The organism is Brucella sp. NBRC 12950 (assembly GCF_030268145.1).
Classification (GTDB): domain Bacteria; phylum Pseudomonadota; class Alphaproteobacteria; order Rhizobiales; family Rhizobiaceae; genus Brucella.
The window spans coordinates 63435-86558 of sequence record NZ_BSQC01000004.1 but is presented as its reverse complement, the minus strand read 5'-3'; the positions used below and the strand labels follow the sequence as shown (position 1 = coordinate 86558).

Below are 23124 nucleotides of genomic sequence, written 5' to 3'. Positions count from 1 at the left end.
AACGCCGGGGTTTTATCCCCGGCGTTTTTGTTTCAGACGAAAGAATTGCTGCAGAATTACGAGTTCGGAAAGCCAAGCTCGGCTTCGATGGCCTCAAAAGTTTCTTCCATCGCATAGGTTGGGCTGAAGGGAATTCCGAAATGGCCATAAGCGATTGACATTTGCCCTTCGGCCCTGCGTTCGCCACCTTTGGCTACGGCGGCGACATAAAGTGCTGCGGCAAGACCCGTTCGGTCTGATCCAGCTTTGCAATGAATGAGAATTGGCTTTTCAGCAGTCTGCATGAGTGCAATCAGCTCGCGTGTCCGCTCTGGCGTCAGCTGGCGACTGGACGACATCGCATAGTTCGTGAGCTTGATGCCAAGAGCGCTGGAAGTTGTAACTTCGTCGTCATACCATTTCGCGCCAGGCTCTGCGCCGCGCAGGTTGATGATTGTTTTAATACCATAAAGCTCTTTTAATTTAGCGATGCGAGACGGATCGGGTTGGTTGGATCGATATGCCTGCCCCGCTATAATCGTATGGATATTACCTTTGTATTGAATCGTAAAAAGATAGCCGCCCAAGAAGCTAGCGCCGATTAAGCCGCTGACACTTAATATTGGGACGTGGTTGAGCGAGAAATTGGCGTATCTTTTGAAGAAGTTCATGTTTTTCTTTAAAAGAGGATTGTTGAATGAAGCATTTTTTCATTTATTCTTTGATTTAGATTTTTATGTAGTTATATTGAGGCTTAATATTGTTCGTTGAGAATATATGTTTGATTTTTGTCTGAGTTATCAGGGTTGACCCGATCGGACATTTGCTCGCTATAGCTTGAAGAATTTCAGTTTTAGCTCAAATGATCGTCAACAGGTAAGCTTCGGTTAACCATAAGCGTTTAGTGTATATGTATCAAAATGGGGCAATTAGCGGAGCAGGTTTATGCAGCGCTATAGATTTGACGATAAAAGAGTTCTGATCGAAGCAATCGTTGAGCTTCTCAATAGAGGTGTGGAGCCGGATGAGCTTGATCTTGTATTAAGCCGTATTGGGCCGGTTGATCTTGATCTCATGCAGCAATGCCTGATCGAAGTCTGGAATTATAACCATCCAGAACCGATCGAAACACCGATGGCGGCTTAATCGGCATCTTTGATTGTGAAATCCCCTCTTGGTGTACGGCGGTAAGGTTCCCTGAGAGTGTCACAATCTTGAAATGCTCGGCTGCTATATCCATATTGTATCGGGAATTCATTTGGTGATGTGACCACGGATGTACTGGCGCAACCTAAATGAGAGCGGAAGGTCGGGTTCACCCCGGCCTTTTTCGTTTTTGGCTGTTAATGAATTCTTGCGATGATAATTATTCCCGACATGCAATATTTATCCTGCAGCGGCTCCAGTTAAGACTGAATCGTTGGGGCTGCTGTAACTGTTTGTTTTTACGCATTTTCCGACGCATCGCAGCAGGAAAAGAAATCAGTCCGGCGAACTGATTTCCCAGCGGAGACGCTTCGCACTTTTGCTGGAAATGCTATAAGTCTCGGAAGACCGGTTTGGCGCGGGTGTTAACCCAAGCTAGTATTAATTCGACGTTATCACAGCACGGATTTTCATCATGATACGCCATATAGTTCTTGTTAAATTCAAAGCCGAACTCGATAGCGCGAGCATTGAGGCTGCTTTGAATGCAGTTGTCGCTCTGAAAGATAAAATTGAGGGCATCATTGCCGTAAGTGTTGGTGATAACAACAGTCCGGAAAATCTGGAAAAAGGCTTTCGCCACGGCTTTGTTGTGGACTTTGTGGACTCGGCTGCGCGCGACGCTTATCTGCCCCACCCAGAGCACGCGAAAGTCGGAAAAGCGCTGGTCGAAGCCGCAGAAGGCGGCCTTGCTGGGATTTTGGTTTTCGATTACACCTTTTGATCGTTTTAAAGCAGAAGTCCACCGACGCCCATTCGTGCAAGGGCGTCTGAATCAAGTGCTAAGCCAGCCATTAATCTGTCTAGCACTTGGTCGAGACTATTCTCACGCGCACTTCGAGCTGTTCCCGGCGCCACGATGATGTACTTTCCGTTGAGCTTTCCGAGCGAGAGTAGATTGCCGGGATCAACGGGAATACCGATACGGAGGATTTCTCCTCCTGCCTGAACGATGGACCTCGGCACAATATCGATCTCGTCCGCAACCGCGGAAGCACTGAAAATAATCAGCAGATCGCAACTGGTGCTCAGCTCACTTATGGCCTTAGACAAGGGAGCTATTTCGTGTGCTACACGCGTCTCCGCTATCACCGAGCCGCAATTGTGTTGCACGCGCTTCGTAATCAATTCGTGGGTTTTATCGAGCACAGTTTCGCGAACGGAAGGAAGTCGTGACTGAATGACGCCGAGTCTCGTTTTCTCAAACGAATGAACCTTGAGAACCTGTTTTGTCTCGAGGACTGTGCGAATATTTCCAATAAGAGAGCCCGGAACGGCAAACGGAATGATTTTGACGGTTGCAACCATTTGCCCACTTTCAACACGGCTAAGATTGTTCAACGTGGCCACTGATATCCTCGGGTCGAGCAAGTTAATTGTATCGATGCCAGCAACATCAACACTAAACAAACCGTTGCTGCGGGCAAAGAGATTGACACGGCCGGTTGTGGCAGGGCCTGCCTCAATCATATCTTCAATCAGGCTTTGCCCTATTACGAGGGCTGCTTCATCTTCGCCAATATCATTGGGTTCCAGTCGAGCGGCAACAACGCGGTTGATTCCCGCCCGTTTCAAAGCTTCGATGTGATTTTCGGTCAGCAAGGTGCCTTTGCGAACACTCTCCGCCTTCGTCACCAGCGTATAAGCCAGTATTGCACCCTCTGCCTCGTCAATCGCCCACTCAGCGAAAATCATGAACGTATCTCTTGGTCGCTATTTCATGAAAGTTGCCCGGTAAGTCAGAACTCTTATCTAAAATGAGATCGTTAAGAAACGACCGGTATTCGCAACGATGGAGTTTATCTCTTTCAGAAAACGAATACTTTCCCAGATAGAAGCTGTAAAGCTGATGTGGGTTGAGAGTCTTTCCGCGCGGTTGCGTTGACATTTAACAAAATATACGTCTCTATCAGGTCGGATTTATTATTAGTTTTTATTTTTTTATTTAAGTAAATTAAAATTTAGATGCGTACTAGTGTCGAATTTTTAATTATTGATTTCTATTTACGTTAGTAAATTTCTATCACGATTAGGTTATTTTTCTTTTTTTATTTATCCGTTTTAGAAAAGATCATGATTTATGGCTAACTTACGGCAAACTATATCAATTTTGTCGTTCTCCGAGTCGTTTCTGACTCATGTGGCGTGTCCGGCCGCGACATTTCGAACCAGTACATTTTGCTCCAGGCAGGTGACAAACGGAATTATTCGTTATAACGGTTCCTTTGGAATTTTCAGAATTTACCGAAAACTAGGAAATGACGCATGCGCCGGAGCTGAAGCTCTGCGCGCAGGATGGAAAGACAAATGAAACACGGCACCCCCCGGACGATCGTTTCGTTCGCCGTCTTGGCCCTCACGGCGTTTCTCGCCGGCTGCGAGAACCAAGTCCTGCTCTCTCCGAAAGGAGAGGTCGGTGTGGCTGAGCGCGATCTTATGCTTTTCGCAACTGGTTTGATGCTTCTCGTCGTGCTGCCGGTCATCTTTATGACCTTGTACTTCGCGTGGAAGTATCGCGCCGACAACGATAAAGCAGAATACAAACCTGACTGGCATCATTCTACGAAGATTGAAGCCGCAGTCTGGCTTATTCCGTGCGCCATTATTGTGGTTCTCGGAACGGTAACTTGGATCAGCACGCATAAGCTCGATCCTTATCGTCCGCTGGAATCAAATATTCCGCCAATCAATGTCGAAGTCGTAGCGCTCGACTGGAAGTGGCTGTTTATCTATCCGGATCAGGGTGTTGCCTCTGTCAACGAAATGGCAATGCCTGTTGGTGTGCCTGTCAACTTCAAGCTGACTTCCAGCAATATCATGAACTCCTTCTTCATTCCGGTACTCGGTAGCCAGGTCTATTCCATGCCCAGCATGCAGACCAAGCTTCACCTGATTGCTGACCACGAAGGTGTGTTCGACGGCATTTCCGCAAACTACAGCGGCCAGGGCTTTGCCCAGATGCGTTTCAAGGCGCATTCGCTGGATCAGGCCGGCTTTGACAAGTGGGTTGCTGATGCAAAGGCTTCTGGTCAGGAACTGTCGCGTGAGCGTTATGCTTCGCTGGTTCAGCCAAGTGAAAAAGCTCCGGTTCAGCATTTTGCTTATAACGACAAGGCACTGTTTCATAACATCGTAAACCGTTGCTGGGATGGCAAGTCGGTCTGCCTGGATGATCAGATGCACCAGGCTCAGATGGTTCGTGAAGCTCGCGCAAATCTACGCAAGTCTTCGCCAGTCGATTTCAGCCTTTGGGCAAATGACATCATTTGCGCCATTCAGCCGCAGCGCCTGTCGCAGCTTGGAAACTGATTTGCCGATGCGGCTTAGCCCTGGAGATTGTCCGGGGCTAAACCGCTGATCGCACTCCAATCGAAGTAAGAATAGAAATGTTCGGAAAACTTACGCTCGAAGCGATCCCGTATCACGAGCCTATCATCATGGTCACATTGACCGCGATAGCTGGTGGGGCGCTCGCTATTCTCGCAGCCATTACCTACTATAAAAAGTGGGGTCCACTCTGGAACGACTGGCTGACCTCTGTCGATCATAAACGTATCGGCATTATGTACATTATTCTGGCTTTCGTGATGCTGTTCCGCGGCTTCTCGGACGCTGTCATGATGCGTGCCCAGCAGGCTCTGGCTTCTGGTGCAAATGAAGGCTTTCTGCCGCCACATCACTACGATCAGATATTCACCGCCCATGGCGTGATCATGATCTTCTTCGTCGCAATGCCTTTCATCGTTGGTCTGATGAACTTTGCCGTACCGCTTCAGATCGGCGCGCGCGACGTTGCGTTCCCGTACCTCAACTCACTGAGCTTCTGGCTGACAGTTGCTGGTGCGATTCTGATCAACGTTTCGCTCGGCGTTGGCGAATTCGCCAAGACCGGCTGGCTGGCCTATCCACCGCTTTCCGGCAAGGAGTTCAGTCCAGATGTCGGGGTCGACTATTATATCTGGGCCTTGCAGATTTCAGGTATGGGTACGCTTCTTTCGGGCGTCAACCTGATCACAACCATCATCAAGATGCGTGCACCCGGCATGGGCATGATGCAGGTTCCGGTTTTCACCTGGACCGCACTCTGCTCGAACGTGCTGATCGTGGCTGCGTTCCCGATCTTGACCGTAACGCTCGCTCTGCTATCGCTTGACCGTTATCTGGATTTCCACTTCTTCACCAATGATGGTGGCGGTAATCCGATGATGTATGTGAACCTGATCTGGATCTGGGGTCACCCAGAAGTCTATATTCTGGTTCTTCCTTGCTTTGGCGTTTTCTCTGAAATCATTGCGACCTTCTCTGGCAAGCGTCTGTTTGGTTATGCATCGATGGTTTATGCGACCGTTGCCATTACCATTCTGTCATTCCTTGTCTGGGTGCACCACTTCTTCACAATGGGTGGCGGTGCAAGCGTAAACGCCTTCTTCGGCGTTGCAACGATGATCATCTCGATCCCGACCGGTGCAAAAGTCTTCAACTGGCTCTTCACCATGTATAAGGGGCGGGTTCGCATGGAAACGCCGGTCATGTGGACCATCGGCTTTATGTGCACCTTCGTTGTTGGTGGTATGACGGGCGTTCTGCTTGCTGTTCCGCCTGCAGACTTCGTACTGCACAACTCCGTGTTCCTGATCGCTCACTTCCACAATGTGATCATCTCGGGCGTTCTGTTCGGCTGCTTTGCCGGTCTCATCTACTGGTGGCCAAAAGCATTTGGTTTCAAGCTGCATGAAGGTCTTGGCCGCAAGGCATTCTGGTGCTGGCTCGTTGGCTTCATTCTCGCCTTCATGCCGCTCTACGTGCTCGGCCTGATGGGTATGACCCGTCGTCTGAACCACACCGAAAACCCAGCATGGCACATCTATCTGATCATTGCTGCTATCGGTGTCGCGATTATCCTTTGCGGTATTGTGTTCCAGGTTCTGCAGATCATGATCTCCATCCGCGATCGCGAAAAGCTGCGCGTTGTTGATGGCGACTCATGGGGCACAGGTCGTACACTCGAGTGGTCGATTTCGTCGCCTCCGCCATTCTACAACTTCGCTGAAGTGCCGCATGTCCGCGATCACGACAGCTGGTGGGATATGAAGCAGAACGATTATGTTCGGCGTACCGAAAAGTTCGCGCGCATTCATATGCCAAAGAACACCGGAACGGGCTTCATCATCGGTATCCTGTGCATTCCATTTGGCTTTGCCATGGTGTGGCATATCTGGTGGTTGGCAATTGCATCGTTCATCGCTGTCTTCGCAGTTGCTATCGCCCACTCCTTCAACAATGACAGGGACTTCTATGTCTCGGCCGATGAAGTACAGCGCGTCGAAGACGCCTATACTCGGCAACTGAATGCTCAGGAGGCCTGATCCATGAGCGCGACTGTTACGACTACTGGCCCTTTCAAGGGCGGAAACGAGCATCCCGCTCACGAAGACCATCATGATGCAGGGTCGACAACACTGGTTGGCTTCTGGATCTACCTGATGAGCGACTGCGTTCTCTTCTCGGGCCTCTTTGCAACCTACGCTGTTCTTGCACATCAGTTCGCGGGCGGTCCAACCGGCCGTGAACTCTTCGACCTGCAGTTTGTGCTGACTGAAACCATGCTGCTTCTGGTGTCGTCCCTGACCTATGGTCTGGCGACGCTGTCGATGTACAGGAATAACCGTGCAGGCGTTCTGTTCTGGTTGGGTGTAACCTTCCTGCTTGGTGCGGCGTTCTTGGTTATGGAAATCTATGAATTCCATCACCTGATCGTGGAAGGTGCAGGCCCTGACCGCTCAGCATTCCTTTCGGCATTCTTTGCGCTGGTCGGAACGCATGGTCTCCACATTACTTCGGGTCTGGTCTGGATTCTGGTGCTTTCGGCCCAGCTTCTGCGCGATGGCCTGACTCAAAAGAACCGGACGCGCGTGATGTGCTTGAGCCTCTTTTGGCACTTCCTGGACATCATCTGGATTGGCGTCTTTACCCTTGTCTATCTGCTGGGTGTATTGTGATGAGCTCTGGACACGAAACACATGATCAAGCCGCACATGGCAGCCTGAAGTCTTATCTGATTGGCTTTGTGCTGGCGGTTATTCTCACCGTCGTTCCCTTCATGCTGGCCATGAACGGTTACTTCACGCCGGCAACCACCGCAGCCATCGTGCTCGGTATCGCCGTCGTTCAGATCCTGGTGCATCTGGTTTACTTCCTGCATCTTGATCCGAAGTCGGAAAATGGCTGGAACATCCTCGCGCTCATTTTCACGGTCATCATTCTGGCCATCGTGCTTGCTGGCTCCATCTGGGTCATGCATCACCTCGATACCAATATGATGCCGATGTATATGACGCCGGATGATGCACGTAATCTGCCATAATTAAACTTCGAAGGGCCTGTTTCTGCAGGCCTTTTGATATCAGATACCTGGCCTGACGGCCCGGTTCCGCGGCTTTTTTCCTCCCTCTCCCCCTTAAAAGCCGCGTGGCGCCCCGGTTCCCTCCGGGGCGCTTTCATTTTACTTGGTAAGAAGATGAGGCATTTATTCCAAGTTTATCTTGTATAAAATTTTAATAAAATTTCGATTCTTATTGCTGGATGATATCCGTAATACGGCTATTGTGTTTATAATTCCGCATCAACAATAATGATATTTACCATCATAAATAGACTTATTTGATTTAATCTATTTAATGTTGTATGTGTTGCTTTGTTAATTTCTTCGCATTGCATTTGTGTAGTTGCATATTTGGAGAAGTATCGATGTTTTTATTTAAGAGAGTACTTAATAATAAGTTTGTTGGGGGATTGACTTTTGCTATGGCTGTTGCCGTTCCGGCATTGGCGTTTGCAGCCTCTGCAACTGTGACTGCAAACGTAAATGTTCGCAGTGGACCCGGCGCAAATTATGCGCGTTTGGCTGCTCTGCCCGCAGGTGTTAGCGTGAATGTGGGGTCATGTCGTGGAAGCTGGTGCCAGATTTATAATGGCGACAGAGTTGGGTTTGTTTCTGCACGTTATGTTCGCTTTGGCTCCTATAACGGCAACGCTTATGCTGCTCCGTCTAACACGACTGTAATTGTCGGCAATGATGGCTACAACGACGGTTGGGCCCCTGGTTTCGGTCTTGGTCTAGGTCTCGGCTGGGCAACAGGTGGCGGCTATTGGGGGCCGGGTTGGGGCGGTCCAGGTTGGCGAGGCGGGCCAAACTATTACAACGGTTGTATTGGCCGCAATTGCCAATCCAATCGTGGCGGTGGACGCAATGGCTGGACCCCTCGCTGGGGCCATGGTCCACAATGGGGTGGCCGTGGATGGCCGCAGGGCCAGGTTCGCGGTAACTGGGGGCCTGGTCCGATTGTGGGGCCGCGCTTCACATCTGGTCAGGGTCGTTTCGGCGGGCTTAACCGACCAGCATTCGGTAATCGTGGTTTTGGTGGCGGTTTTGGTGGTGGCGGCATGCATTTTGGAAACATGCGTCCCATGCATGCCGGACGGTAGGAATAATCACTTATAGCATTTCCAGCAAAAGTGCGAAGCAGTTTTTGTGTCCGGATAATGCGTAAAAACAAACAGTTACAGTGATTCCAACGGTACATTCTTAGCTGGAACCGCTGTAAATCAATCGATATCAGGTCGTTATCCTCCCCTCCTGATGGCCTGATCCGCGGCTCACTGGAAACTCCTCCCTCCAGTGGGCCGCAATCATTTTGCAATGTTCGCTTTGCATATTAACCCTCCATTGACTCAATCTATTCAAAATAGGGAATAAAGAATGTTTGGGCTTTGGAAGCATTTTGAGATTCTGATCGAGCCGATGTGTATTTTCGGTTTTGCTTAGATAAAATCTCGTCCGGGCCTGAAATGTCTTAACGCATCTGGGTTGAAGCTTGGCCTTCCCACTACTCTATGTTAATCCCTGAATCGTCCTGGGATTTGGGGGAGGACGAAGCGCTACCCGAGCGGTCGTAAAACAGAAACCGGACAGTAACGTGTATGACTTGGAGTAACAGGACGATACAGGGAAGAAGTCTTATTGTGCTCGCGCTTGCGGTGCAATTTGCTTCGATGACGGTGTCGCCTGCATTGGCGTTCGAGATTTTTGGTGTCCGTCTCTGGGGCAAGGATAAGACGGAGGATGCCGATGCGGTCATCTCCGATCCCAAGCATTATTCGGTCAACGTCGAGGCAACGGGCAGTCGCAAAAACGCTGACGGTAGCGATGCTGACGTGAAATCCGTTATCGAAGGCGCTTCTGGCCTCGTATCGGATGAAGATAAGCCAGCATCAGGTTCAGCAGGGCTTTTGGCCAAGGCGCGTGGCGATTATCGCCGCATTCTATCAGCGCTATATGGCGAAGGTCGATATGGTGGTACGATCTCCATCAAGGTTGATGGTCGTGAAGCCAATGATATTCCCGTTGATGCCGATATCCCAGACAATGCCAAGATCGACATTTCAGTTGATCCCGGTCCTCAGTTTTTGTTCTCGCGCACAGCAATTTCCAACATTGCGCCGCCGCCTGTCGACAAGCGCGATAAAGTGCAGTCGCCGGAAGAAGCTGGCTTTGCACCCGGTCAGGTTGCTCGTTCAGGTACGATCCTGAAGGCAGAGCGTCTGGCAGTCGAGGCCTGGCGTCAGCAGGGCTATGCGAAGGCAAAAGTAACCGGTGAAGACATTGTAGCCGATCACGACGGCAATACACTTGCCGCTGACGTTTCGCTCGATCCGGGTCGTAAGGCGCATTACGGTCCTGTGAGTGTGGTTGGTACAGCGCGTATGGACCCGCAATTCGTGGCCTGGATGACGGGCCTGAAGCCGGGACAGGAATACGATCCTGACGATATAGAGAAGGCTAAAAAGCGGCTTGGTCGCATGGAAGTCTTCCGTGCGATGAATTTCGAGGAAGCCGAGAAAATTGAGGCGGATGGCAGTCTGCCAATGACGCTCAATGTTCAGGAGCGCAAGCCGCGCCGCTTTGGTTTCGGTGCAGAATACTCAACGCTTGATGGCTTCGGCGTCACCGGATACTGGATGCATCGCAACCTTTTCGGCAGAGGCGAACGTTTGCGCTTTGATGCCAAGGTCAGTGGTGTAGGTGGCTTACAAGACAACTCGTTCGATCCGGCCAACTTTACCTATACGCTTGGCACGAGCTTCACAAAGCCTGGGGTTTATACGCCGGACACGGATTTCGTTGCAGCACTCGATGCAAAGCGTGAAGTGCTCGACGCTTATACCGAAACATCGATCAATGCGAAGACGGGCTTTACGCAGATTTTCAGCGATGAGCTTTCGGGGGCGCTTTACGCCAAGGCCAGTCATGGCCGCTTTGATGACGATTATTTTGGAACGCGTGAATTCACGACAGGCGGGCTTGAAGGCAATCTTCTTTATGATGGCCGTAACAACAAACCCGACCCAAGTTCCGGTGTCTATCTCGAAGGCAATATTCAGCCGTTCTACGAGTTTCAACGCGGCAATTTTGCAACCCGTTTTACAGCTGAGGGCCGTGCCTATTACGGGTTTGGAGCAACAAACCGCGTGATTCTCGCAGGTCGCGTAAAGGTCGGTTCGGTTGTTGGTGCCGATACTGCAGATCTGCCGCCCAACCAGCTGTTCCTTGCGGGTGGCGGTGGCTCCATCCGTGGCTATTCCTATCGCGGTGTCGGTGTTGAAACATCGACGGGTGATGTCATCGGTGGCCGCTCGCTGGTTGAAACATCGGGTGAAGTGCGCGCACGCGTCACCGATTCCATCGGTGTTGTTGGCTTTGTCGATGCGGGCTATGTGGGTGAGCAATCCTATCCAGATTTTTCGGAAGAAATGCGTGTCGGCGCGGGTCTCGGCTTACGCTATCTGACGGGGCTTGGGCCGATCCGCCTCGACGTCGCACTTCCGCTTAACCGCCGCTCGGGCGATCCGAGCTATGCATTCTACGTAGGCATAGGACAGGCGTTTTGACCAGATTTCTTGCACTTCTAGCCTTCATTCTCTTCGCCATTCCTGTGGTCGCGCAGGAGCAGGCGGAAGAGGAAAAGTCGTATTTCATTTCTTTCGTGGAGAGCAAGCTTTCCGCGCCAAACCGTCGTATCCAGTTTTCGGGTCTGAGCGGCCTTCTGTCATCTGAAGCAAGTGTCGGCGCAATTACCATTGCCGACCGTGAAGGTGTATGGCTACGAATTGAAAATGCAAAACTCAACTGGAGCCGCACGGCGCTGTTCACTGGCCGCCTCAGCATTCAGTCGCTGGTGGCAGAGCGCATTGACCTGATCCGCAAGCCGTTGCCGGATAACAGTCTGCCTTCCCCTGAATCATCAAGTTTCAGCCTGCCGGAACTGCCGCTTTCGATCAATATCGACAGCCTCGACGTCTCAAGCCTGCACTTTGGTCAGGATATTTTCGGTCTGCAATCGGAAGTTTCGCTCAACGGTAATCTGTCGCTGGCCGATGGATCGCTGAATTCCGCTTTCAATATCAAACGCCTTGATGGCCCGGGTGGTAATTTTTCGCTCCGGGCAGCTTATGCCAATGCCGATCAGAAGCTTGATCTCGATCTGAAGGTTGCGGAACCGGCCAATGGTATTGTTGCCAATGTGCTCAATATTGATGGCCGTCCGCCTGTTGATCTGACGCTGACCGGCAATGGCACGCTCGACGACCTCAAGATCGATCTGGCTCTTGATACCAATGGCAGCCGCACGCTCACCGGCGGCTTTACGCTTGTTCGTCAGGCTGATGGGCGTGTTTTTGCAACGCGTGTCGATGGACCTATCTCGGTTCTGGTTCCGCCAGCATTTCGCGACTTCTTTGGTGCAGAGACTGCACTTGTCGCCAATGGTTTGCTGAAAGACGGCGGTGGCTTCCGCCTTGATGATCTGGCGTTGAATACCGCTGCTTTAAAGATAAAAGCTTCAGCTGAATCCGGAAATGATGGCTTCCTGAACAAGCTGCGCGTTGATGCGGCCATTCAGGATGACAGCAAGGGCGAGGTGCTCCTGCCAGTCAAGGGTGGTGATACGACCATTAACAACGCGACGCTGCAAATCTCTTATGGCGATCGTCCAAACAATGACTGGACGGGTAAGCTTGCGGTTTCAGGCTTCAAGAATGCGACCGTATCAGCTTCCAGCATAGCGCTGGATATGGGCGGCGTTGCTGAAAATCTTGCTGATATTACAAATCGCCATGTCACTTTCAATGTGAATGGCGGCATCAGCGGTATTGATGCAACGGATGCAAAAGTTGCCGAAGCGCTGGGTCAGAAAATCGATCTGGCGATTGAGGGCGGCTGGCGCGCCGGTTCGGCCGTTGAGCTCGCCAAGGCAAGCATCGAGGGTAATGGTCTGAGCCTTGAGCTTCAGGGCAACATTGATGACTTTGCATTCAACGGCGATATCCTTGCGAAGGTTGCGAGCCTTGCTCCCTATGCCGAGCTTGCCGGACGTGATCTGGCTGGCAGCATTGACGCGAAGGCATCGGGCATTGTCAGGCCGATCAGCGGTGCGTTCCAGCTCAATCTTGATGGTACGGCGCAGAACATGCGTACCGGCACCGAAGCCGTGGATAATATCCTCGACGGTGAAGTCCGTCTCAGTGGCGCTCTGGGCCGCAGCGCGGAAGGATTTTCCGCGCGTGATTTCCGCATCGGCAATGAGCTGAGCGAAATCACTGCCAATGGCTCATTTGCATCCGATAAAGCCGATTTCGATTTTGGCGTCATGCTGTCTGATCTCAAGCTTCTGTCCGACAAAGCTTCCGGTCGCATGACGATCAAGGGTAGCGCGCGTGGCGATGATAAGCTTATTGCTTTGGCCCTTCGTGCCGATGCACCACAGGGAACGCTTGCCGACCGCAAGCTCGCCGATGGTGCTCTTGACTTCAACGCGCTTCTGGACGGCAATGCAACGACGGGCGCATCGCTTTCGGGTAAGCTTGCAGGCAGTGCGTTCCTCAATGGCGAGAAGATTGATCTCGGGTCACTAATCGATATCGTCAATGATGAGAAGCGCCTGACCAACATTGTATTCAATGCAGGCGGCGCGCATCTTTCCGGCAATGTTACACAGAATGCCAAAGGCCTGCTTGCTGGCCAGCTCGGTGTGGATGCACCGGATATCTCGACAGCTGCGGCACTTTTCCTCGCCGATGCAACGGGTGCGGCGAATGCCGACATTACGCTCGATGCCAATGGCGAACGCCAGAATGCAACTGTTAATGCCAAGGCCAATAGTCTCAAGATCAATGGTAATCACATTGCTTCGGCTGATATTGCGCTAACGGCACAGGATCTGTTTGGTGTACCGGTCGTCGATGGCACAGCGGCAGCGCGCGATATTCTCGTTGGCACTTTCGGCATCGACAATTTTGATGCAAAGGCCAATGCAACGGGAACAAAGACCGACTTCACTGCGAGCACCAAGCTCAAGATTGGCACTTTGGCCAACGCATCGGGTTCGCTGGAGCCGAAGGATGGCGGTTTTGAACTGGGACTGACATCTGCCGATGTGAAGCAGGGGTCACTTTCAGCGGTACTAGCAGCACCTGCAACCATCGCCATGAAAGGCAGTGACATTTCGTTTGGCGATATCATCGTCAATACCGGTTACGGTCAGGTAAAGGTCAATGGTGCGATCGGAGAACGTCTCGACCTTTCGGTTGCACTTTCCAATCTGCCTTTGGCGCTCGCCAATACCTTCAAACCCGATCTTGGTCTTGGCGGCACGCTCAATGGCACGGCTCGCGTCACAGGAACGCGTGAGAACCCGAATGCTGCTTTCGATATTGCCGCGCGGGGCGTCACGGCGGCACAGCTAAAAGATCAGGGCATCGCGCCGCTCAATGCTGATGCCAAGGGTAGCTCGGACAATAATCGCCTGAATGTGGATGCCCATGTTACTGGTGGTGGTGGCATTGATGTGACCGCAAAGGGTAGTGTTCCGCTCGGACAGGGTGATATGGCGGTCGATATCAATCTCGCCAATCTGCCACTGACTGCACTGAATGGCGCTGTGAAAGGGCAGGACCTTGCGGGTAATGTCACGGGTACAGCGCGTGTCACCGGACCTTTGACCAATCCTGCTGCAAGCTTCAATCTACGTGGCACAGGACTGGCGGCAAAGCCTCTGCGCGACAATGGCCTTGCGCCGCTGAGCCTGCAGGCGGCTGGTAACTATGCGGCAAAGGCGGTCGACATTTCTTCGCTGACTGTTGATGGTCCGCAGGGCCTCAATGTCACAGCCAACGGCAAGGTTCCATTCTCGGGACAGGGCCTTGGTGTCAATGTTTCTGGCAGTCTTCCGCTGGCACTCGCCAACCGCTTCCTTGCGGACCGTGGTGCGCAGGCAAGCGGCACGCTTTCGTTGACGGCAAGTGTTTCAGGCGGATTTGATAAGCCACAGCTTCGCGGCATGTTCTCGGCGTCAGGTGCGCAGTTTATCGATCCTGAAACCAATGTTCGTCTGAACAACATCAATATTATGGGCGCGATGGAGGGGGAAACCATCACACTCCGTCAGGTCAATGCAGCCTTTGGCAGCGGTGGCGCGATTTCTGCGACCGGTACGATCTCGACCAATGCTGCAGCCAATTTCCCGGCCAATATCGATATCAAGCTTGATCGTGCGCGCTATGCCGACGGCAAGCTGGTGGTGGCAACGGTGAATGGTGGCATTACTATCTCCGGGCCGCTGATGCGTGATCCGCTGATCGCAGGCCGCATCGATGTTGATCGTGCCGAAATTACTGTGCCGGAGAATCTTGGCGGTGGTGCAACCTATGTTCCGGTGCGCCATATCAATACGCCACAGAACGTTCAGACGACGCTTGATCGCGCTAAGGTCGAAACGCGCCGCAGCAAGGTGCCGACGCCCACTGCGCGCCCGACAGTTCCGCGTCTCGATGTCGTTGTAAACGCACCAAACCAGATATTTGTTCGTGGTCGTGGCATTGATACTGAGCTGGGCGGTCGCGTACGGCTGACAGGTCCCGTGACCGGCATCCAGCCCGTTGGCTCGTTTGATCTTATTCGCGGTCGTATTGGCATTCTCGGCCAGCGCATTACCTTCGATGAAGGACATGTCACACTTGTTGGCGACCTTAATCCGCAAATCAACTTCGTTGCACGCAGTGAAGGCGATGACATCACGGCAATTGTTACTGTTACCGGCACCGTCGATAATCTCAATATCGTGTTCTCGTCTTCACCGGAATTGCCGCAGGACGAGGTGTTAGCGCATCTGATCTTCAAGCGCTCAATCGGCGAATTGTCGGCGTTTCAGATTGCACAGCTTGCTGCAGCAGCGGCGGAACTGGCTGGCGGTTCCAACAACTCGCTGATGGGTAAACTGCGTCAGGGCACAGGTCTCGACGATATTGATGTCGTGACTGACAGTAAGGGTGAGACTGCAGTTCGTGCGGGGCGCTATATTCGTGACAACATTTATCTGGGTGTTGAAGCCGGTTCTGGCGGATCGACCAAAGGCACCGTCAATTTAGACATTTCCCGCAACCTGAAGGTCAAGGGCGCGCTTGGATCAGAAGGCGATTCCAGCGGCGGTATCTTCTACGAAAAAGATTACTGATCGATCAGCACAGCTTGATCAAAAAGGCCGGGTATCTCCCCGGCCTTTATTTTATCGACCTCACGGTAACCATTTTTCTTAACGTTTGCGCGAGTGATTTAACGCTTCCTCAACCATAAGGACGCAAATTGTTGGGACGATAAAAGGGCATTTTGCCGATTGTTTCGAGTTGGACGATTTGTATGTCTAAGTTGAGTGAGAAATTAAGCCGTCGTCATTTTCTGCTGGGCACCGGCGCTGCCATGCTTGGCGGTGTCGCGGGCTGTTCGCAAACCATGGACATGTCTGCTTTTCAGATGAACATCGACCCGATGTCCACAAGCGGCATTTCGCCGATGCGTCCGCAGATCAGTGTCGATAAGAACATTACGACGCCGGATGTGATGTATGCTTCGGTGCAGGAAGGGCCTTATGCACTTCCAGCCATTCCATATCAGAAAGTGCCGAAAGAATTTCGCCGTCAGATCGTGCCTGATCCGACAGGTGAGGCGCCTGGAACCATAGTGGTCAGCACCAAGGATCACTTCCTGTATTACGTTCTCCCGGGTGGCGAAGCGCTGCGCTATGGCGTAGGCATCGGCAAGGCTGGCTTTGAATGGCAGGGCCGCGCCAATGTTCAATACAAGAAGCAATGGCCGCGCTGGACGCCTCCGCCGGAAATGATTCAGCGCAAGCCGGAGCTTGAAAAATACCGCAATGGTCAAGAGCCTGGCCCACAAAATCCGTTGGGTGCGCGTGCGCTTTATATCTTCCAGAATGGCCGCGACACGGGCTACCGCATCCATGGGTCACCAGAATGGTGGTCGATTGGTCAGTCAATGTCCTCAGGCTGTATCCGCCTGATGAACCAGGACATCATCGATCTTTATAATCGTGTTCAGGGGCAAGCACCGATCATCGTTGGATGATCGGTTTACCGATGGGCAAAAAAATAGAGCGCGCACATATGATCTATGTACGCGCTCTCGTTTTTACCGGACGGACTGGAGGCGTTTCGCCCGGCTGATCGTTGCTTTTGCTTATTCGTAATGAACCGGCTTGGTCGCGGTGTCGGCAAAAGCAACAAGGCGAGAAAGCTCGATCTTCATGCTGTCGACCGATGCATGAAGGGTGGTTGGTGCAGTCGTATCCTGCGCCATCTGGGTTGATATTGCTGGCATGGCAAAGGCTGCCGTCGTTAGTGCGATAGCAGCAACAAAGCCGAGGCGTCGTTCGGTTCTGGCTTGCATTTTCGTTCTCCTCGCGCCGCTTTCTGCGGCCTAAATCAAATTCATTTCCTACGCAGCGTTCCTGAAATCAGTGAAAGGTCGCGCGCCGGTTTATGTTCAAAGCACTGTCGATGGCGTGAATCGGTATTGGCAACAAAGTCTGTCCGAAATCGGCCAAAGTATCGGCAAAACTGCGGGCTGCATCTGCCACATCGTCGCAACGCCGTTTGCAGGCGATTGCTTCAAGGCAGGTTTGGAGCAGTAAGCCATCCTGATTCTGCAAGCCTGAAATCAGACCGAGCGTCAGGCACTCTTCGCGGCAGACATGCTGTGAATCGAATGGAAAGGCGCGTAGCTGGCAGCTTGCACAATGACGCAGCACGCGGATGAACTGCGAGAGCTCCCCCACAGCACGCTTTGCTTCCGATGGTCCAAGCAATTCCGAATAGAGGCCCCAGGTCATTTCCCAAGGAATGATCGATCCGGTTTCAAAACCGGCTGTCCAGCGGCGATAGCCTTCCAGCACCAGCTTCTCAGGCAGGCGATCATAATAGCCCACGCTGTTGGCGCCGTTCAGCTCTGTTATGCGCATATTCATGTTCGCCTCCACTCAGAGGTACGAACTGATGCGCAGCTTTGCTGCTTTTGCTTCGCGAGGCGTTCTGTTTCCCCTCGCGCATTGCAATATCCGGTCGGCATAAGATGAAGTTGCCAAGGCAACCCATCCACATTTGCGGACCGGCACTCACTGAGACCGATCATAGGTCCTCCAATCGAACGGGTTCAAGGCCCAAACATCAAAGGCTGCACAAAATAACTCTCGCGCATAAAAGCTCTAAATTGATCTGGAGTCAATTACTCAGCTTTTAGAAAAGTGAATTATTTCAACAGTGTAGAATTATTCTAGACTATAAAAGTCATGTTTATAGCAATAAACGAAGAACGCAACCGCTACAATTGGGTAGCGGTTGCGGCAAACGGGCGCATAATGCACGGAGAGAAGCGCGTTACCGCCCTTTGCTCTAGAGCGCCGTGCGTCCTTTTGGGCGCAAAAAAATGGCTCTAACACTCTATATTTACAGCATAATTTTATCTTAATCTGTTTCAGATTTAAGGAATTATGCTGTGGTGCCTTACGATATCAGTGGTTTGAATGATCGTCGGACTTGCCGCTCTGCGGCGTCACAGGAAATTCGAGATCGACCTTACCAGCCTTTTCGAATTCTAGCGTCGCGGAAACCTTGTCGCCTTCCTTGTAAGGCTGGTCTGGCTGAATGAACATCAGGTGATAGCCACCGGATTTCAGCTCTACCGTTTCTCCAGCAGGAATATCCAAGCCGCTGTCGAGCTTGCGCATCTTCATGACCTGATTTTCCATGCTCATTTCATGGATTTCAACGCGCTTGACACCGGTTGTTGTGACGCTGACCAGCTTGTCTGCATCCTTGCCGTCGTTTTTGATGGTAAGGAAGCCACCAGCAACTTTTGCACCTGGAACCATGGCGCGGATTGATGGGCCGCTGATGCTAAGATCGCCGACCTTGGTTGGTGCCATGGCGTGATCCCCATGTGCGCCATGTCCTGCATGATCATCAGACGAGGCAGCTACGAGCACGCGAAGCTGCGGCGCAGGGTTCTTCAGATCATGCGGATTTTGGCCGTCAGCAGCAATTTCGGTCCACGCAACGGAATCATCCGTTCCGCAATATTGTGTGACCGGGAAGGAAAGCGTCGTGTCCTTATCGAACTTGGCAAGCTGGCCAACCACGACAAACTCATCGTAGAAATCGCTTGGCAACTCGCCTTCGCTCCATGTGACCTGCTTTACGCCGGAGGTCACGTCTTTGCCGTGGATCTTATAGCTCTGCGCATAGTCGCCCTTGGCTGTTTCGACTTTCCAGCTAGCCTTTGGCTGTGGCTGCGCTGAAACAAAACCTTCTGGCAGTTCAATCTTTACAGCGGTCGTGGCTTTGCCCTCGCAGCCGTGCGGGATGCGGACAACCGCCTTGTAGAAACCGCCAGCCTTGGCTTCGCTCTGTTCAAGCGACGAGTGGGCACTGGCAAAGCCGGCTGAAGCGCAAAGTGCGAGAACCGAAATAGCGGATGTAAGAAAACGAGTGTTTTTCATCGTAAGAAACCTGAATAATCAAATGTAGGGACGCAGCACTGTTAAGCGTGCGCAGGAAAATTGATTTCAGGCAAAGGGCGGCGCTTGTGGCGGCGCGGACGGTGGATAGGCTGTTTGCCGTAAGATTGGCTCTGACGGTACGACAATGTCAGCAGCGGCAACATTCGGTGCAGCACCCGTTGATGGTGCGGGGGTCGGGCAAAGGAATGCCGACGAAATACGGCAGGCATCGCAGATATTACTGTTATGCAGATGTTGATCCCGATCATGCCCGTCCTGATCGACTGCGTGATCGGTGATACAGAGAACGGGATAACTGCCATCAGGCAGAACATATTCTGCAAGCAGCAATTGTTCAGGAGAAGCGAGCGTAACAGGCTTGTGCCCAAAAGCGACAAGCATCAGTGCCAATACGCTCAGAATGCGTATCGCCAATGTTGCCCGTAACTGGACTGCGCGCGTGTTCAACCCAAAAATCTCCTTCAGGATCGACCTTATCTATTCCAACGTGGCTGTCTTTGCCAAGCGTCAAATAGAAGCGTTCTTAAGGCAGTAGGAACAGGGCGGGAGCTCAGTGCCAGGAATTTTGCTTGCGCTCAAAGAAGGCCTGCGCCCCCTTACCCTCTTACTCAAACGTAGCGCCCGCCGCGCTGAATGACTTCGATCTTGTAGCCGTCGGGATCTTCGACAAAGAAGAAGCGCGCTACCTGCACGTCGCCATTCTTAAAGTCTACCAGCTTGCCGACCTTGAAGCCCAGTCCTGTGAAACGGGCATGTTCTGCATCAAGGGCATCGACCACAAAAGCTAAATGGCCATAACCGTCGCCGAGGTTATATGGCTCTGTACGCCCCTTGTTGATCGTCAGCTCTACTTCGAAGTCGGCTTCGTCATTGCGCAGATAGACCAGTGTAAAGCTTTCGAAATCGATGCGCTCGGCGATCTTCAGACCGAAAGCCTGATCATAGAAGGAAACAGACTTTCCCTCATCAAGAACGCGTATCATCGTGTGGATGGCTTTGGCCATTATGTCACCTGTCTCTCAAAACTCTTTGCTTGGTTCTATTGGCCTTTTGGCTAAAACTGGATTATCTCAAGACATGCAAAGCGGGCAAGCGGAGAGCTTGCCGCAGACGAGGTTGGAATAATGTCAGGCGTAACGCGTGAACAGGTTCTCGAACGGCTGAAAGCTGTGACAGGACCAGATTTCGAAAGCGATGTTGTGTCGCTCGGTCTGGTGTCGGATATTTTCATTGCCGACGGCAAGGTCTTCTTTTCCATCACGGTTCCTGCGGATCGCGCAAACGGGCTTGAACCAATGCGATTGGCTGCTGAAAAGGCGGTTAAGGAAATTCCGGGTGTGTCCGGTGCGCTGGTCACGCTGACTGCGGAAAAGAAGGGCGGTCGCACAAGTGACGATGCGCCCCCGCCACCAAAACCACAGCCACGCCCGACACAGGCTGCGGCAGCGCCAAATCGCCAACCACCGCAACCGCGCCCGGCAGCCAAGCCTGGTATTCCCGGCGTTGGCGCAATTATTGCTGTTGCATCCGGCAAGGGGGGTGTCGGTAAATCAACGACTGCCGTTAATCTGGCGCTGGGTATGGCCGCAAATGGCCTGAAGGTCGGCATTCTCGATGCCGATATTTACGGTCCATCCATGCCACGTCTGCTCGGCCTTTCCGGCCGCCCGGAAACGGTTGAAGGCCGCATTCTCAAGCCAATGGAAAACTACGGCGTCAAGGTGATGTCGATGGGTTTCATGGTGGATGAAGACACACCGATGATCTGGCGCGGACCGATGGTTATGTCGGCGCTGACACAGATGCTGCGCGAAGTGGCTTGGGGTAATCTCGACGTTCTGGTCGTTGATATGCCGCCCGGCACGGGTGATGCACAGCTCACCATGGCACAGCAGGTGCCGCTGGCGGGTGCAGTCGTTGTTTCCACACCGCAGGATTTGGCGCTGATTGATGCGCGCAAGGGACTGGCCATGTTCCGCAAGGTCGATGTGCCGCTTTTGGGCATAGTCGAGAATATGAGCTATTTCATCGCGCCCGATACTGGCAAGCGCTATGACATTTTCGGCCATGGCGGCGCGCGCAAGGAAGCTGAGCGCCTAAACGTGCCATTCCTTGGGGAAGTGCCGCTGCATATGGATGTGCGCGCGCATTCCGACAACGGCACACCGATCACTGTCGTTGAACCCGACAGCGAACATGCGAAAATCTATCGCGATATTGCAGCAAAGGTTTGGGCGAATATGAAGTCGGGTGAGGGAGCTGGAAAGCCCGCTCCGACGATAGTGTTTGAGTAAAAAAGAAGGGCCCGTAAGGGCCCTTTTTATTATGTGATCACGCTTGGCTCAGTCCGTCCACTACGCTTTTTTACCTCGGCAACTTGTTCTGCTGCATCAATCAGCGTTGCCAGTGTTTCCTGCGTGTCGAGATCATGCTTGGCCTGATCTGCCTCATATCGCTCGATATAGATGCGGATGGTGGCACCCGATGTGCCAGTGCCGGAAAGACGCAGAACGACACGCGCACCGCCTTCAAAATAGATACGGATGCCCTGATGTTCGCTTACCGAATGGTCGATCGGATCATGATAGGCGAAATCATCGGCCTTTTCGATCTTCAGACCGTTGACGCTGGTGCCGGGCAGGCTTGCAAGCTTGCCACGCAGATCAGCAACCAGCTGTTTTGCGATGTCGGAATCAACAGCTTCATAATCGTGACGGGTGTAATAGTTGCGGCCAAAACGCGCCCAATGCTCTTCGACAATGGCTTTCACGCTTTCCTTGCGCACGGCCAGAATGTTCAGCCAAAGCAGAACTGCCCACAGCCCGTCTTTCTCGCGCACATGGTCAGAGCCAGTGCCGGAGCTTTCCTCACCGCAGATCGTTACCTTGCCGTGGTCGAGCAGATTGCCGAAGAATTTCCAGCCGGTCGGTGTCTCGTAAATGCCAATGCCGAGTTTTTCCGCAACGCGGTCAGCCGCGGCGCTGGTTGGCATGGAACGGGCGATACCCTTGATGCCGTCCTTATAACCGGGTGCCAGATGCGCATTGGCCGCAAGCATTGCCAAAGAATCGGAAGGGGTTACGAAAATTCCGCGTCCGATGATGAGATTGCGGTCGCCGTCGCCATCCGATGCCGCGCCAAAATCCGGTGCATTATCCGACATAAGAAGGTCGTAAAGCTCTTTGGCATAAACGAGATTTGGATCGGGATGATGTCCGCCAAAATCTGGTAGCGGAACGAAGTTCATCACGCTGCCTTCCGGCGCGCCAAGACGATGCTCAAAAATTTCCTTGGCATAGGGGCCGGTAACAGCGTGCATGGCATCGAACTTCAACCCGAAGCCGCCCTTGATCATGGCGCGTATAGCATCAAAGTCGAACAGGCTTTCCATCAGTTCGGCGTAGTCTGTGACTGGATCAAAGACCACGATTTCTGTGTCGCCAACTTTGGCGGTTCCAAGCGTGTTGAGGTCAATATCAGCTGCTTCTATGATCTTGTACTGATCGATCACCTTCGAGCGCGCAAAGATCGCCTCGGTGATCTTTTCAGGCGCAGGACCGCCATTGCTGATATTGTATTTGATACCGAAATCTTCGGTCGGACCGCCGGGATTGTGGCTGGCGGAGAGAATGAGACCACCAAAAGCCTTGTATTTGCGGATCATGTTGGAAGCCGCAGGGGTGGAGAGAATGCCACCCTGACCAACCATGATCCGACCGAAACCATTGGCGGCTGCAATCTTGATGACTTTCTGGATCACTTCGCGATTATAGAAGCGACCATCACCACCAAGCACGAGCGTCTTGCCCGCAAAGCCGTCCAGCACATCGAAAACCGACTGGATGAAGTTTTCAGCATAATTGAGCTGCTGGAAAACCGGGACCTTCTTACGCAGACCGGATGTTCCGGGCTGCTGATCCTGAAAGGGCGTGGTGGCAACTGTCTTGACGGTCATATTTTTCCCGTTCGATTCAATGATTTGAACTAGCAAGTGATCAGTCTTTGCGGTCATTGC

At 52.3% G+C, this 23124-nt stretch carries 19 protein-coding genes; 11 read left to right on the top strand and 8 right to left on the bottom strand.

The genetic code is table 11. The annotated features are described in order from the left end of the window. Positions 1-56: 56 nt before the first annotated feature. On the bottom strand, positions 57-650 hold the full coding sequence (locus QSJ70_RS07790) for a tyrosine-protein phosphatase (RefSeq protein ID WP_285535620.1): 594 nt from the start codon (positions 648-650) through the stop codon (positions 57-59). A 274-nt stretch (positions 651-924) separates the two neighbouring features. On the opposite strand from QSJ70_RS07790, the gene QSJ70_RS07785 reads away from it, so the two are divergent. Then, positions 925-1125 (top strand): hypothetical protein, encoded by a 201-nt coding sequence (locus QSJ70_RS07785; RefSeq protein WP_007873000.1) that lies wholly within the window; start codon positions 925-927, stop codon positions 1123-1125. A gap of 475 nt (positions 1126-1600) precedes the next feature. Continuing rightward, complete coding sequence (locus QSJ70_RS07780; protein ID WP_064322344.1) at positions 1601-1909, top strand: Dabb family protein; 309 nt, start codon at positions 1601-1603, stop codon at positions 1907-1909. A 5-nt stretch (positions 1910-1914) separates the two neighbouring features. Here the strand turns inward: QSJ70_RS07780 and QSJ70_RS07775 are convergent, their stop codons facing one another. Then, positions 1915-2880, bottom strand: coding sequence for a molybdopterin-binding protein (locus tag QSJ70_RS07775; protein WP_079211352.1), 966 nt, complete (start codon positions 2878-2880; stop codon positions 1915-1917). A gap of 612 nt (positions 2881-3492) precedes the next feature. Between QSJ70_RS07775 and cyoA the strand changes: the two genes are divergently transcribed. The 8 genes from cyoA (at position 3493) to QSJ70_RS07735 (ending at position 16660) form a co-directional block, all read left to right on the top strand. Continuing rightward, positions 3493-4494: a ubiquinol oxidase subunit II gene (gene cyoA, locus QSJ70_RS07770; protein WP_285535614.1), complete on the top strand. Its 1002-nt coding sequence runs from the start codon at positions 3493-3495 to the stop codon at positions 4492-4494. 77 nt (positions 4495-4571) lie between these two features. Further along, on the top strand, positions 4572-6551 hold the full coding sequence (gene cyoB, locus QSJ70_RS07765; protein ID WP_064322347.1) for a cytochrome o ubiquinol oxidase subunit I: 1980 nt from the start codon (positions 4572-4574) through the stop codon (positions 6549-6551). Positions 6552-6554: 3 nt separating this feature from the next. After that, a complete protein-coding gene (gene cyoC / locus QSJ70_RS07760; protein WP_285535611.1) occupies positions 6555-7184 on the top strand; it encodes a cytochrome o ubiquinol oxidase subunit III in 630 nt (209 codons plus the stop codon). Further along, entirely contained in the window at positions 7184-7549 is a 366-nt protein-coding gene (gene cyoD / locus QSJ70_RS07755) for a cytochrome o ubiquinol oxidase subunit IV (protein ID WP_007873008.1), read from the top strand. Before cyoC ends, cyoD begins: the two co-directional genes overlap by 1 nt. Positions 7550-7932: 383 nt before the next feature. Continuing rightward, positions 7933-8670 (top strand): SH3 domain-containing protein, encoded by a 738-nt coding sequence (locus tag QSJ70_RS07750; RefSeq protein ID WP_285535609.1) that lies wholly within the window; start codon positions 7933-7935, stop codon positions 8668-8670. A 495-nt stretch (positions 8671-9165) separates the two neighbouring features. After that, a complete protein-coding gene (locus QSJ70_RS07745) occupies positions 9166-11133 on the top strand; it encodes an autotransporter assembly complex protein TamA (RefSeq protein ID WP_502871671.1) in 1968 nt (655 codons plus the stop codon). Continuing rightward, complete coding sequence (locus tag QSJ70_RS07740; RefSeq protein WP_285535607.1) at positions 11130-15752, top strand: translocation/assembly module TamB domain-containing protein; 4623 nt, start codon at positions 11130-11132, stop codon at positions 15750-15752. Before QSJ70_RS07745 ends, QSJ70_RS07740 begins: the two co-directional genes overlap by 4 nt. Before the next feature lie 182 nt (positions 15753-15934). Further along, positions 15935-16660, top strand: a complete 726-nt coding sequence (locus tag QSJ70_RS07735) for a L,D-transpeptidase (protein ID WP_007873013.1) — start codon at positions 15935-15937, stop codon at positions 16658-16660. Positions 16661-16771: 111 nt separating this feature from the next. Here the strand turns inward: QSJ70_RS07735 and QSJ70_RS07730 are convergent, their stop codons facing one another. From QSJ70_RS07730 to QSJ70_RS07710, 5 genes are all read right to left on the bottom strand, one after another. Further along, on the bottom strand, positions 16772-16981 hold the full coding sequence (locus tag QSJ70_RS07730) for a hypothetical protein (protein ID WP_064320009.1): 210 nt from the start codon (positions 16979-16981) through the stop codon (positions 16772-16774). A 67-nt stretch (positions 16982-17048) separates the two neighbouring features. Next, the gene (locus QSJ70_RS07725) at positions 17049-17558 is read right to left on the bottom strand and encodes a hypothetical protein (protein WP_192797974.1); all 510 of its coding nucleotides are present in this window, start codon (positions 17556-17558) and stop codon (positions 17049-17051) included. A 543-nt stretch (positions 17559-18101) separates the two neighbouring features. Next, positions 18102-19088, bottom strand: coding sequence for a DUF1775 domain-containing protein (locus QSJ70_RS07720; protein ID WP_285535603.1), 987 nt, complete (start codon positions 19086-19088; stop codon positions 18102-18104). A 66-nt stretch (positions 19089-19154) separates the two neighbouring features. Continuing rightward, positions 19155-19556 carry a hypothetical protein gene (locus QSJ70_RS07715; RefSeq protein WP_007873017.1) on the bottom strand — a complete coding sequence of 134 codons (402 nt, stop codon included), beginning with the start codon at positions 19554-19556 and terminating at the stop codon, positions 19155-19157. Between the two features lie 161 nt (positions 19557-19717). Beyond that, positions 19718-20113, bottom strand: a complete 396-nt coding sequence (locus tag QSJ70_RS07710; protein WP_105518028.1) for a VOC family protein — start codon at positions 20111-20113, stop codon at positions 19718-19720. Between the two features lie 120 nt (positions 20114-20233). On the opposite strand from QSJ70_RS07710, the gene apbC reads away from it, so the two are divergent. After that, the gene (gene apbC / locus QSJ70_RS07705) at positions 20234-21403 is read left to right on the top strand and encodes an iron-sulfur cluster carrier protein ApbC (protein WP_285535600.1); all 1170 of its coding nucleotides are present in this window, start codon (positions 20234-20236) and stop codon (positions 21401-21403) included. 29 nt (positions 21404-21432) lie between these two features. On the opposite strand, the gene QSJ70_RS07700 is transcribed toward apbC, so the two are convergent. Next, on the bottom strand, positions 21433-23064 hold the full coding sequence (locus QSJ70_RS07700; protein ID WP_285535598.1) for an alpha-D-glucose phosphate-specific phosphoglucomutase: 1632 nt from the start codon (positions 23062-23064) through the stop codon (positions 21433-21435). Between the last annotated feature and the right edge of the window lie 60 nt (positions 23065-23124).